The organism is Paenibacillus sp. sgz302114 (assembly GCF_056120345.1).
In genome coordinates, this window is the sequence record NZ_JBVYOI010000002.1 from 155,765 (window position 1) to 167,249 (window position 11,485).

Annotated in this window: 12 protein-coding genes; 4 read left to right on the forward strand and 8 right to left on the reverse strand. The window is 51.3% G+C overall.

Features of this window, described 5'->3' with window-relative positions; translation table 11 throughout:
* Positions 1-86: 86 nt before the first annotated feature.
* A complete protein-coding gene (locus AC0LWF_RS05750; RefSeq protein WP_474650605.1) occupies positions 87-230 on the reverse strand; it encodes an RAxF-45 family protein in 144 nt (47 codons plus the stop codon).
* Positions 231-393: 163 nt separating this feature from the next.
* On the opposite strand from AC0LWF_RS05750, the gene AC0LWF_RS05755 reads away from it, so the two are divergent.
* On the forward strand, positions 394-987 hold the full coding sequence (locus tag AC0LWF_RS05755; RefSeq protein WP_474650606.1) for an ankyrin repeat domain-containing protein: 594 nt from the start codon (positions 394-396) through the stop codon (positions 985-987).
* On the opposite strand, the gene AC0LWF_RS05760 is transcribed toward AC0LWF_RS05755, so the two are convergent.
* Positions 984-1,379, reverse strand: a complete 396-nt coding sequence (locus tag AC0LWF_RS05760) for a hypothetical protein (RefSeq protein ID WP_474650607.1) — start codon at positions 1,377-1,379, stop codon at positions 984-986. The genes AC0LWF_RS05755 and AC0LWF_RS05760 overlap by 4 nt on opposite strands.
* A 161-nt stretch (positions 1,380-1,540) precedes the next feature.
* Between AC0LWF_RS05760 and AC0LWF_RS05765 the strand changes: the two genes are divergently transcribed.
* Complete coding sequence (locus AC0LWF_RS05765; protein ID WP_474650608.1) at positions 1,541-2,986, forward strand: SpoVR family protein; 1,446 nt, start codon at positions 1,541-1,543, stop codon at positions 2,984-2,986.
* Between the two features lie 207 nt (positions 2,987-3,193).
* Here the strand turns inward: AC0LWF_RS05765 and AC0LWF_RS05770 are convergent, their stop codons facing one another.
* From AC0LWF_RS05770 to AC0LWF_RS05795, 6 genes are all read right to left on the reverse strand, one after another.
* Positions 3,194-3,778, reverse strand: a complete 585-nt coding sequence (locus tag AC0LWF_RS05770; RefSeq protein WP_474650609.1) for an NAD(P)H-dependent oxidoreductase — start codon at positions 3,776-3,778, stop codon at positions 3,194-3,196.
* Between the two features lie 65 nt (positions 3,779-3,843).
* A complete protein-coding gene (locus AC0LWF_RS05775) occupies positions 3,844-4,731 on the reverse strand; it encodes a transglutaminase family protein (protein ID WP_474650610.1) in 888 nt (295 codons plus the stop codon).
* On the reverse strand, positions 4,728-5,732 hold the full coding sequence (locus AC0LWF_RS05780; protein ID WP_474650611.1) for an alpha-E domain-containing protein: 1,005 nt from the start codon (positions 5,730-5,732) through the stop codon (positions 4,728-4,730). Before AC0LWF_RS05780 ends, AC0LWF_RS05775 begins: the two co-directional genes overlap by 4 nt.
* A 28-nt stretch (positions 5,733-5,760) precedes the next feature.
* Positions 5,761-7,218, reverse strand: a complete 1,458-nt coding sequence (locus AC0LWF_RS05785; RefSeq protein ID WP_474650612.1) for a circularly permuted type 2 ATP-grasp protein — start codon at positions 7,216-7,218, stop codon at positions 5,761-5,763.
* Positions 7,219-7,445: 227 nt separating this feature from the next.
* A complete protein-coding gene (locus AC0LWF_RS05790; RefSeq protein ID WP_474650613.1) occupies positions 7,446-7,826 on the reverse strand; it encodes a hypothetical protein in 381 nt (126 codons plus the stop codon).
* 144 nt (positions 7,827-7,970) lie between these two features.
* Positions 7,971-9,869, reverse strand: a complete 1,899-nt coding sequence (locus tag AC0LWF_RS05795) for a PrkA family serine protein kinase (RefSeq protein ID WP_474650614.1) — start codon at positions 9,867-9,869, stop codon at positions 7,971-7,973.
* A 519-nt stretch (positions 9,870-10,388) separates the two neighbouring features.
* Here AC0LWF_RS05795 and AC0LWF_RS05800 point away from each other — a divergent pair.
* Both AC0LWF_RS05800 and AC0LWF_RS05805 read left to right on the forward strand, forming a co-directional pair.
* Positions 10,389-11,117, forward strand: coding sequence for a DUF2161 domain-containing phosphodiesterase (locus AC0LWF_RS05800; protein ID WP_474650615.1), 729 nt, complete (start codon positions 10,389-10,391; stop codon positions 11,115-11,117).
* A gap of 33 nt (positions 11,118-11,150) precedes the next feature.
* Complete coding sequence (locus AC0LWF_RS05805) at positions 11,151-11,474, forward strand: Rieske 2Fe-2S domain-containing protein (RefSeq protein WP_474650616.1); 324 nt, start codon at positions 11,151-11,153, stop codon at positions 11,472-11,474.
* The last annotated feature ends 11 nt before the right edge of the window (positions 11,475-11,485 follow it).

The following is an 11,485-nucleotide window of genomic DNA, read 5'->3' on the forward strand; positions in this document are numbered from 1 at the left end:
CCTTGGCCCGATCCCTGATTATAGATACAAGAAAAAGAGCCGCAGGCAAATTGCCCGCGACTCTTCGGTCATAATCCGATCGAGGTCTAAGGTAGGCGTCTTCGCATGAGTGGTGTAACCGTGTTCGTGTTTTTGGACAGACTGATCCCGTTAGGTCCAAAAACATGCACGATGCCAGCCATCGCAATTGGAAGCTGGCTAACACGGTCGTTCACCTTCTCTGCATTCATCCTACCTTCACCTCCTTCTCATTAGTTACGATTACATTACCATATGCTGCGGTCGTTACGCAACTGCGGCTTTCGCCTATTTCTGCAGCCTATTGTTCCGATTATAGAGCGCATCGTATAATGGAATCCAAGTTTATCCAGACAAGGAGGCTGTAATCCCATTATGAACAACCTATTCCAAGCGGTTGCTCGCCGCGATGCCGACGCCGTTCAAGCGCTGATTGATGCAGGTGCTGATATTAACGCAACGGATGAGCGCGGCCGTACGCCGCTGCTTGTCGCTACTCACGCGAACCATCCGATTATCGCCAAATTATTGATCGATGCTGGCGCAGACATTCACAAACAGGATCATATTCTGGACAACCCGTTCTTGTATGCTGGCGCTCAAGGTCACTTGGAAATCGTCAAGCTGCTGCTCGCTGCTGGTGCGAACACGCGGATTAGGAACCGTTACGGCGGCGTTGCTCTCATCCCTGCCTCGGAACACGGCTATGTCGATGTCGTACGCGAACTGCTGACGGGTAGCGATATTAACGTCAATCATATTAACAATCTCGGTTGGACAGCGCTCATGGAAGTCATCGTGCTCGGGAATAACAGCCAGAATCATATCGAGGTCGCGAAGCTGCTCATCGAGCACGGCGCGGATGTGAATATCCCCGATAAGGAAGGCGTTACCCCTCTCCGGCATGCGAAGCGCAGACGTTTCAACGAAATTGCTGCATTGCTGGAGCAAGCCGGTGCCCATCTCTAGCGTCTAAACTTGGATAAGAACACATGCTCTTTCTTCTGGCTCTTCTGCTCCAAATCTTTGGCAATATCTCCTTTGAGTCGGCTCACGCACTTCGTACATAGCTTGCCTTGACGGACAGGCGATTCGCACAGATCGCATGCATCGGCCAAGTTCGGATAATCGTATAGCTTCAGCTTTCCACGGCGAATCAGCGAACGAATCCGGGAAACACCGACCGAAGTGGCTTCGGAGAGCTGCTCATTCGTCAAGTGGCGGCTGCGTCTGAGTGTTTGTTCAAGCGCATTCAGCTCTGCATCCTCCGCCGCTGAACAGTCCGAACATAGATTGCGCAAATTTTTCTGAAAAACGTTGCCACAGCCTGGGCAGTGGGCGACAGATAGCTCTCTGGACATAGCTCAACCCTCACATCTACTAGTTCTATTGAACTAATCATATCACGGCTTGGTTAAATATTCATCTACCATTTCCCATACCCAAAAAAAGCACATATCACCACTTTCGTCCCCATACATATAGCTATGAAGCACAATTGCACGACAAGGGGGAAACGAATTTGCACCAGGATGAGGTCAAAGCGCTCGAACGAGCTATTGATGAGATAACGGAGATTGCTCAAGGATTCGGCCTCGATTTCTACCCGATGCGGTATGAAATATGCCCTGCCGATATTATCTATACATTCGGCGCTTACGGCATGCCAACGAGGTTCAGCCACTGGTCATTTGGGAAAACTTTCAATAAGATGAAGATGCAGTATGATTTTGGCCTTAGCAAAATTTATGAGCTCGTTATTAACTCGAATCCTTGCTACGCTTTTCTGCTAGACGGGAACTCCCTCATCCAGAACAAACTGATCGTCGCTCACGTACTTGCTCACTGCGACTTCTTCAAGAACAATGCGCGCTTTAGCGCTACGAACCGGAATATGGTCGAGAGCATGTCGGCTACCGCTGAGCGGGTCAGCCAATATGAGATGGAATACGGCACCGATGAGGTCGAGAAGTTCATAGATGCTGTTCTGGCGATTCAGGAGCACGTCGATTCGACGATAATCCGGCCATATAAGCTGGACAAAACACAGTATATTGAGCTGCTGAATAAGGAAAATCAATTGATTAAGACGCCTCGCATTTCGCAATACGACGACCTATGGAATCTCGACCAAGAGGAGAAGGAACAAGCGAGCAACGCAGCCAAGAGCGGCTCCGACACGAAGAAATTCCCGCCGCAGCCCGAGAAGGATCTCATCTGGTTCATTGAAGAGTATTCGCCGAATTTGCAGGATTGGCAGCGTGACATTATGTCCATGCTGCGGGATGAGATGCTCTACTTCTGGCCGCAGATCGAGACGAAGATTATGAACGAAGGCTGGGCTTCCTACTGGCATCAACGGATCCTGAGAGAGCTCGACCTAACGAGCGAGGAAACGATCGAGTTCGCGAAGCTCAATTCGGCGGTCGTGCAGCCATCAAGACACTCGCTGAATCCCTACTATCTCGGGCTGAAGATATTCGAGGATATCGAGCGCCGGTGGGATCATCCAACTCGAGAAGAACAGGAACGCCAGGGACGCAAGCCCGGCATGGGCCGTGACAAAATATTCGAGGTGCGCGAGTTCGACTCCGACATCTCATTCCTGCGCAATTATTTGACGAAGCAGCTCGTCGACGACCTCGACCTTTATATCTTCGAGAAGAAAGGCGCGGAGTGGAAAATTACCGAGAAAGCCTGGGAATCCGTGCGCCAGCAGCTCGTGTTCTCGCGCGTCAACGGCGGCTTCCCGAGCATAGTCGTCGTAGACGGGGATTTCAACCGCGTCGGCGAGATGTTCCTGTTCCACAAGTACGAGGGCGTAGAGCTTGATCTGAAATATGTGGAGCGCACGCTCCCTCACGTCGTGCAGCTGTGGGGCAAATCGGTTCACCTGGAAACCATCGTCGAGGACAAACGCATCGTGTTCAGCTGCGACGGCAAGAAGACGAGCCGGAAGTTCATATAAGGGTTTGTAAAAAAGAGAAGATCGCATCCTCTGGAGTCAGCCATGTGTATGGCTCCGGGGGATGCGATCTTCTCTTTCTGGAGCTGAGAGATCATATAGGATCTCTTCGCGCTTGAAAATCGGCTATTACACTGCTTAGATTACTAATTTGGCACTCTCGTGGCTGCAATGGGCAGCTACCACGGAGCTCTTGCCTCTACAGCCTCGCTAAAACAACCGTCCTGCCTCATCCTCGACCCGCTTCAGCATCGCTTCCCGCGCGGCGTCGTCTACCTGCGGCACGCTGCCGAAGAACAGATGACCCGCTGTTTCGATGCCGCAGAACTCGAAGATGCCGGTATCCGACGTCTTCTGAAGCGCACCTAGCATACCGATTGACTCGTAAATCTCGGTTGGCGTTCCGTGCGTATTGATGATGAAGCCCTTCTTGCCAGCTAGCAGCTTCTCAATATTGCCGTCATCGCCGTATGCGTACGCATAGCCGTACGCGAAGACGCGATCAACGTAGCCTTTGAGAATCGCCGGCAAGCCTGTCCACCAGATCGGATAAATCCACGTCAGAACATCGGCATTGCTAATGTACTGCTGCTCTGCACGAATATCTGACGGTATATCACCTGCGCGCAACGCTCCGAAGTCCTTCATGCTCAACACGGCTTCGAATCCGATCCCATAGAGGTCGCGGATGGTTACTTCGTGCCCTTTCTCTTGAAGCGTGCTAATAAGCCGCTTCGCAATCGCATGATTGAAGCTTTCTGGATTCGGATGTGCAATAACGACAAGATGTTTCATTGGCGGCAACCCTCCATGACAGCTGAATTTTGGAATTCATTCAAATTGCCCTGGACCCATCGGAATTATTCATCTATCCGTTTCACATCAACTGCGACGCTCAGCAGCGCTTCGGCCGTTCCGCGATAAACGCCTTTGACCGGCACAATATCCTTGTAATCACGTCCATGCCCCAGCTTCACATACCGCTCGCCGACTAGCGCGTCATTGGTCGGATCAAACCCGCACCACCCTAACCCCGGCACATAAGCTTCCACCCATGCATGCGAAGCTTGCTCAAAGTCCGCGCTGCCGCCTTGTAAATCACCGACAAAATGATACCCGCTCACATAGCGCGCAGGCACTCCTTTAGCCCGGCATGCCGCAATCATGAGATGGGCAAAGTCCTGGCATACGCCGCGCCGCCTGTGAATCATATCACTTGCAATCGTGTGCACGTTCGTCGCTTCCGTATCGTACACGAATTCATTGCGGATGCGATTCGAGACGCAGGACAACCAGACAAACACGCCTAGCCGTTCCAACTCATTCGTACCGCCTTCTACCGGCGTTTCCGCAAAAGCAGCCACCTCAGGCGTAATGCCGGTATATTCGGTCGGAAGCAAATACTCCGCAAATTCGTTGACCGCCCCGTCAGAAGCCAAATACCTCCATGCCTCCTGCGGAATCATCGCCTCTTCGCCCTGCTCCGGCTTAATCGCCTCTTTGGTCACCACGGTCATTTGCGTCCGAATCTTAAGGCTTTTATGCGAATTATTCACCGAGAACACATGGACCCGATTGCCGAAATAATCATAGTAACTGAAGAGAGGCGAATTCGGCTCCACTGAGATTGAATGCTGATAGCAGGATTGCTGCTCGTTCGTGAATGGCGTCAGTCGCAGCTCATTGACACTGTCCATCACCGGATCTCCATACGAATATTGTGTCGTGTGCGTTATGAACAGCTTCATGCGCTGACCTCCCCCATACGAAAAAAGGTAGATGCGAACGACGCGCCAAGCTGTCCTGCCGCCTGCAGCAATTCACCCGTCACATGACCTTCGGTCTGGATGTGCAAATCATCCCGTTCGAGGCAAGCGAGCTCCGCCTTCAGCTTCATGACTTGGCGGATGATCCGGTCATGAGCGACGCGCAGCTGCTTCTCCTGCAGCTGAATGCCGCGCAGATGCTCATCGAGCGAATCCAGCGAGTAATGAACCGAGCGCGGAAACACCTCGCTTAAGATCAAGAATTCCATAATCGCCTCAGGCGAGAGAGCATCGGCATAATAGCGGCGGAACGGCTGGTAGCCGCTCACGGAACGAAGCACCGCTTGAAGGAACGGATAGAGGTCATTACTTCCTTCCACATCCGGATAGATCATCGTCCGAGACATAATAGCAGACTGCAAGATGCGCAGCGTATTCTCCGTCCGCTCCAAGTAACGGCCGCACTCAATGAAATGCCACTCATTCTCACGGGGCATGACCGACTGCGTAACCCCATAGAATAGCGCTGTCCACTCTTTTATCCGGCCAAAAAACTGATGCGGCGATTCCTTTGTAAAGTCGCCGTCCTGCTTCTCGCGCAGCCATAGATAGAACCCATTCGTCACATCCCACAGCTCGCTTGGCAGCTTCTCACGCATCGTCCGCACATTGTCGCGGGCATAGTTGACGCAAGTAACAAGCGAATTATTGTTGTCACGGTCCAGTGTGATGTAATGGATCACATCACGCTCCGTATACGTGTCATATAGCTGCTCATAGGTATCACGGCTGCCGAGCGCATCCACGATGCGTCCCCATTTGCAGAGAGTCTGCGCCTTCTCGCCAGGCTCCCCTCTTGGAATAACCGACATATCATCGGCTTGCAAATGATAATGTATATCTATAAGCCGGGCATGGTTCTCCGCTCGTTCCATGTACCTCCCGATCCAGAACAGCGCCTCTGCATTACGATTCAGCATCATAGATCCCTCCGCTTCATACTTTCCGACATTAGCGACTAAGCACCCAGGTGTCCTTCACGCCTCCGCCTTGCGAGGAGTTGACGACAAGCGAGCCTTCCTGCAGCGCAACACGCGTAAGCCCTCCAGGGATGACATGCGTCTGCGTCCCCATCAGCACGAACACGCGCAAATCAATATGGCGCGGCTGCATCGAGCCGCCAAGCATGACCGGTGCACGCGAGAGATTCATCGTCGTCTGTGCGATGTAGCGGCTCGGATCACGCTGAATCGCATCGGCGAAAGCGCCGATTTCCTTCGCGCTTGCTGCTGGTCCAATCAGCATGCCATAGCCGCCGGATAACGACGTCTCTTTAACGACGAGCTGATTCAAATTCTCAAGCGCGTATTCTCTGTCTTCCTTGCGCGATAAAATATAAGTCGGCACATTGTTCAGAATCGGCTCTTCGCCAAGGTAATACCGAACCATATCCGGCACATAGGCATAGACGGCCTTATCGTCTGCAACTCCCGTTCCCGGTGCATTGGCAATCGCAACATTGCCCGCCCTGTATGCGTTCATGAGCCCCGGAACACCAAGCAGCGAATCCGCTTGAAAAGCGAGCGGGTCCAAGAAATCATCGTCAAGCCGCCTGTAGATGACGTCTACTTGCCGCAAACCGCGAAGGTCGCGCAAATAGATTTTGTGATCCTTGTACACGAGGTCGCGTCCCTCAACAAGATGGATGCCCATTTGCTGTGCCAGGAATGCATGCTCGAAATAAGCGGAGTTGTATGCGCCGGGAGTCAGCAGCACAATGAGTGGATCCCGCTTCCCTGAAGGCGCCAAGCTGCGCAGCGAACCGAGGAAAACATTGAGGCTTCGTTCGATGTCCGAAACCGTACTCGACAAGTACAAGTCGGGGAAAAGCTCGCTCATGAGGCTTCTTCCTTTGTACAAGTACGAGAATCCAGACGGGGTGCGAAGATTGTCCTCAAGCACGTAATACTGACCCATCTCGTCTCTTATTAAATCTATGCCAGAAGCAGTCATATAGACGTTCTGCGGCACATGAAGCCCGGCCATCTCCGGGCGAAAGTATTTGTTGCTGATTATCATTTGCCTTGGAATAATACCATCTTTCACAATCCGCTGTTCATGATAGATGTCACGGATGAAGGCGTTAAGCGCCTGTACTCGCTGCTTCATGCCCCGTTCGATTCCTTCCCATTCGTGCCGCGGAATGATACGAGGGATATAATCGAAAGGAATGGTCCGCTCAAGCGGTTCATTTTGATTTTGGGCATATAAGGTGAACGTAATTCCTTCTTCCAGCATGCGCTGCTGGATCTTCGTGTGGCGCGCAGCAAGCTCAGGCGGCTTCATACGGGCGAACGTTCGATGAACACCTTCATAATGTTCTCGCACCTTTGACTCGCGATCGAACATTTCGTCGTAGAATGATTGCGAATCGTACTGATTAAAACCGGATTTCATCGCCATCGACATCGTTACCGCCTCCAACACCTTCAGTGTCAATCTCATGTCAGCTTTTGTCAAACATTGTCCAAGCCATGAACGAATTATTACCTGTTATTTACTTAAATGATATCAAAACCGAACAATGGTGTCAACTTATATGACATGGTGATTGGACGATAATCGATGATCCTTTTACCCTTTACAATAATCACATGTCCGATCTGACGCCCATCCGGCATCTTTTCATACTATGCTCACGCAGCGAGATAGGCGCTTTTCCAATAATCATCTTCACGAACAATTAAATGCTTTACTTTCGAAACGTTCGTCGTGGAGACAGTCGCATATAACAGCTCTCCCGCTTCAGAGTCATCTTGCTGCTGGAATGCCAGCTTGCGGCTGGCCGGGTCATAGCTTGTAGCTGCCGCTACATTACCAATCACATTCCGGTCGATTCGCTCATATCCGTAATTACAAAGAGCCGCTGAAAGCTGCTCCATCGTAAGTGGATATCGACAGCTTGTCCCGTCTTTGGCAATAAATACAGGCCCTTTCGGCGACGCAGTGACCATGCAAATCTCATCCAGCCCGAGCCATACCGGCTGATCGTCTTCATTCAATAGCAGCAGCTGCATGTTCAACACTCCTTCACAATAAAATAAGAACTTATGTTCCTATTTTATCATAACTGGAGCTGCTTAACATTACGCATGTGCCATAAACCTCTTATCAAAGGAAAGCCGCAGCACGCTTGTGACAGCGTACTGCGGCATCTTTTCTTACCGATTCAACAGGCTGCCTACGTAGCGCAGCAATTCATTGGAGCAAACTGGGCAATAGCCATGCTCGTCGATAAGCCGTTTGGTCACTTCGTTAATTCGTTTGAGCTGCTTCTCGTCCGGCGTCTTCGTCGAGGTGGTAATTTTGACGATATCCTTCAGATCGGTAAACAGCTTCTTCTCAATCGCTTCACGCAGACGTTCGTGGCTGAAATAGTCAAACTTCTTGCCTTTGCGCGAATAGGAGGAGATCCGAATTAATATTTCTTCGCGGAACGCCTTCTTCGCATTCTCAGAGACGCCGATTTGTTCCTCGATGGAACGCATAAGCCGCTCATCTGGATCCATCTCTTCACCGGTCAGCGGATCTTTGATCTTCGACCAGTTGCAGTAGGATTCAATGTTGTCGAGATAGTTCTCGAACAGCGTTCTTGCAGACTCTTCGAAGGAGTAAACGAACGCCTTCTGGATCTCTTTCTTGGCGAGTCCGTCATATTCTTTTCTAGCCGTCGAGATGAAGTTTAAGTACCGCTCGCGCTCCTCCTTCGTAATCGAAGGGTGCTGATCAAGCCCTTCCTTCAGCGCGCGGAGCACATCAAGGGCGTTGATACATTGCAGATCCTGCTTAATGAGAGCACTGGAAATCCGGTTGATGACATAACGTGGATCAATGCCGGACATACCCTCTTCAATATACTCCGACTGCATTTCTTTCAGGTCGGCTTCTTTATAGCCTTCCACTTCCTCGCCGTCGTACATACGCATTTTTTTGACGAGGTCCATACCTTGCTTCTTCGTTTCTTTCAGACGCGTCAGAATCGAGAAGATCGCTGCCGAGCGGAGCGCATGCGGCGCAATATGAATATGCTTCATATCACTTTGCCCGATCAGCTTTTTATAGATTTTCTCTTCTTCCGACACCTTGAGGTTATACGGAATCGGCATGACGATCATCCGGGACTGCAGCGCTTCGTTCTTCTTATTGGCGATGAACGACTTATACTCGGTTTCGTTCGTATGCGCCACGATGAGCTCATCAGCCGAAATCAAGGCGAACCTGCCGGCCTTGAAGTTGCCTTCCTGGGTGAGCGAGAGCAAATTCCAGAGGAACTTCTCATCACACTTCAGCATCTCTTGGAACTCCATCAGACCGCGGTTCGCTTTATTCAGCTCACCGTCGAAACGGTAGGCACGGGGATCCGATTCCGATCCGAACTCAGTAATCGTCGAGAAGTCGATGCTGCCAGTCAAATCCGCGATGTCCTGAGACTTCGGATCTGACGGACTGAATGTTCCGATACCGATACGGCTCTCCTCGGAGATAACTACGCGCTCAACCTGAACATTTTCGATATCACCGCCGTATTCGGTTCTTACGCGCATCTGGCAGGAAGGACACAGACTACCCTCAATCCGGACGCCGAGCTCGCGCTCCGCCTCCGCCCGCAGCTCATGCGGAATGAGATGAAGCGGCTCTTCATGCATCGGGCACCCTTTAATCGCATAGACAGCGCCTCGCTCTGTTCGCGAGAACTGTTCGAGTCCACGCTTGAGCATCGTAACAATGGTTGATTTACCGCCACTGACTGGACCCATTAGCAGCAAAATCCGTTTGCGGACATCAAGTCGGCGTGCCGATGAGTGAAAGTACTCCTCAACCAGCTTCTCTACAGCACGATCGAGTCCAAATATCTCCTGCTCAAAAAACTTGTATTTCTTCGTACCGATGCCTTCCTCTACCACCCCGAATGACTCAATCATTTCGTAGACACGAGCATGCGCAGTCATGGCTGGAGTAGGATCTTGCCTTAGCAGCTCGAGATAGTCCTTGAATGAACCATTCCAAGTTAGCTTCTCACTTTCCGCCTTGTACGCCGATATTCGTTTCAAAATATCCATGCCGTAACCTCCTATAAGTTTTGCTAGAGGCAAAACTCACTTCGTTAGCATATACGCAGTTCATCCGGTGCTCATTACAAGACGTCGAATGCGGGTCGTTGACCATCCAGCCATCTAAAGCTGCCCGGCATTTTTTATTGAAGTATTACATTCCTATGCGCTTTCTTAAGGGAAGTTGCCCTATTTTTTAAACAAGATTCCGCCAATTTTCGCGCCTCTCCCCGATGGATTGACAACACTTCCGGTTGCACAGACAGCTTATTCACCTCTGCTCGCCGATTGGAAACGCTGGGAAATGCCAACCTGTATGTGACTCGGCCTACCCGTATGAAAAATGTCGAATGCAGCAAGAAACGACGAATGCCGCTCTAACCTGACACAATAAAGTTATTACATCCGTTGTAAGCCAAAAATGAGGCTGAAGGAGCGGACAGGAATATGATATAATCTCCAAAGACTTACGTCTTGCGCGAAAGTGGCGCCTCGCTGCCGCCGGCAAGGAAAGGGGCGTTCGCGCACATGGCAATCACACATGAAACTGAGCTGTATAAGCCAATCAAGTCGTATTTTGAAAGACAAGGCTATGAGGTGAAGGGCGAAATCATGCATTGCGACCTCGTCGCCATTCATCCGCAAACGGAAGAAACGATTCTGGTTGAGATGAAGAAAACGTTCAATCTCGCCCTGCTTCTGCAAGGGGTTGAGCGGCTTCGGCTCGGCGGCAACGTTATTCTCGCAGTAGAACGCAATCGTAAAAAGGGCGGCTCACACAACCAACGCTTCGGCGATCTTGCAGAGCTATGCCGGATGCTTGGAATCGGGCTGATGACGGTCACCTTCTTCAAGACGAAGGAGCCGCTGCTCGAAATGCTCTGCGAGCCTGGCGATCCCCCTGTCCGCGGGCAGCGGCGAACCCGGCAGGCGAAGCTGCTGACGGAATTCCGCGAGCGAAGCGGCGATTACAATACCGGGGGCAGCACAGGACGAAAGCTCATGACCGCGTATAAAGAGAAAGCGATCCGCGTCGCTTGGGCGATCAGAGAGCACGGGCAACTGTCTCCAAGCGCGATCAAGAAGCTGACGGATGTGGCGAATACGGGCCAGATTGTGCGGGATGACTATTACAAGTGGTTCACGCGCATCGAGCGCGGCTTATATGGGCTGAAGCCCGAGGGGATTGCAGCGCTTGCTGCACACGAAGAAATCGTGGAGGCGTGGCGGAAGAAACAAGGGGCCAAACAGCCATAATAAGTACATATTATTAAAGGAGCGAATTTACGAATGAGCGAGTCAAATGCAGTGAAAGTAATTGGAAATGTTGAGGATTTCACAGCTTTCCCAGCGCATGTAAAAGTCGATATGCAGCCTCACTATATTGTAGAGGCTAAGCGCAAAGAAGGCGAAGAGCAGCGCTACACCCTGATCTCGGCAATTTGCCCGCATGCAGGCGGCATCGTCCGCCCTCATCTGAACGAGCTCGTCTGCCCTCTGCACTACTGGTGCTTCGACGCACATACAGGCGAGTCAACGAACGTGCCTGGCGAAACACTCGAATGCGCTCCGTTAGAAATCCGCGACGGCAAGTTCGTTCTCGTCGAGGCTTAAGCTATTGATCT

What these genes read in the sequence shown, in the direction of transcription:
- AC0LWF_RS05790 (WP_474650613.1), bottom strand. Translation starts at nt 7,826, where the DNA reads ATGCAGCTGCTGCTATTGAATGAAGACGATCAGCCGGTATGGCTCGGG.
- AC0LWF_RS05795 (WP_474650614.1), bottom strand. Translation starts at nt 9,869, where the DNA reads ATGGATATTTTGAAACGAATATCGGCGTACAAGGCGGAAAGTGAGAAG.
- AC0LWF_RS05770 (WP_474650609.1), bottom strand. Translation starts at nt 3,778, where the DNA reads ATGAAACATCTTGTCGTTATTGCACATCCGAATCCAGAAAGCTTCAAT.
- AC0LWF_RS05785 (WP_474650612.1), bottom strand. Translation starts at nt 7,218, where the DNA reads ATGTCGATGGCGATGAAATCCGGTTTTAATCAGTACGATTCGCAATCA.
- AC0LWF_RS05775 (WP_474650610.1), bottom strand. Translation starts at nt 4,731, where the DNA reads ATGAAGCTGTTCATAACGCACACGACACAATATTCGTATGGAGATCCG.
- AC0LWF_RS05760 (WP_474650607.1), bottom strand. Translation starts at nt 1,379, where the DNA reads ATGTCCAGAGAGCTATCTGTCGCCCACTGCCCAGGCTGTGGCAACGTT.
- AC0LWF_RS05780 (WP_474650611.1), bottom strand. Translation starts at nt 5,732, where the DNA reads ATGATGCTGAATCGTAATGCAGAGGCGCTGTTCTGGATCGGGAGGTAC.
- AC0LWF_RS05755 (WP_474650606.1), top strand. Translation starts at nt 394, where the DNA reads ATGAACAACCTATTCCAAGCGGTTGCTCGCCGCGATGCCGACGCCGTT.
- AC0LWF_RS05750 (WP_474650605.1), bottom strand. Translation starts at nt 230, where the DNA reads ATGAATGCAGAGAAGGTGAACGACCGTGTTAGCCAGCTTCCAATTGCG.
- AC0LWF_RS05805 (WP_474650616.1), top strand. Translation starts at nt 11,151, where the DNA reads ATGAGCGAGTCAAATGCAGTGAAAGTAATTGGAAATGTTGAGGATTTC.
- AC0LWF_RS05800 (WP_474650615.1), top strand. Translation starts at nt 10,389, where the DNA reads ATGGCAATCACACATGAAACTGAGCTGTATAAGCCAATCAAGTCGTAT.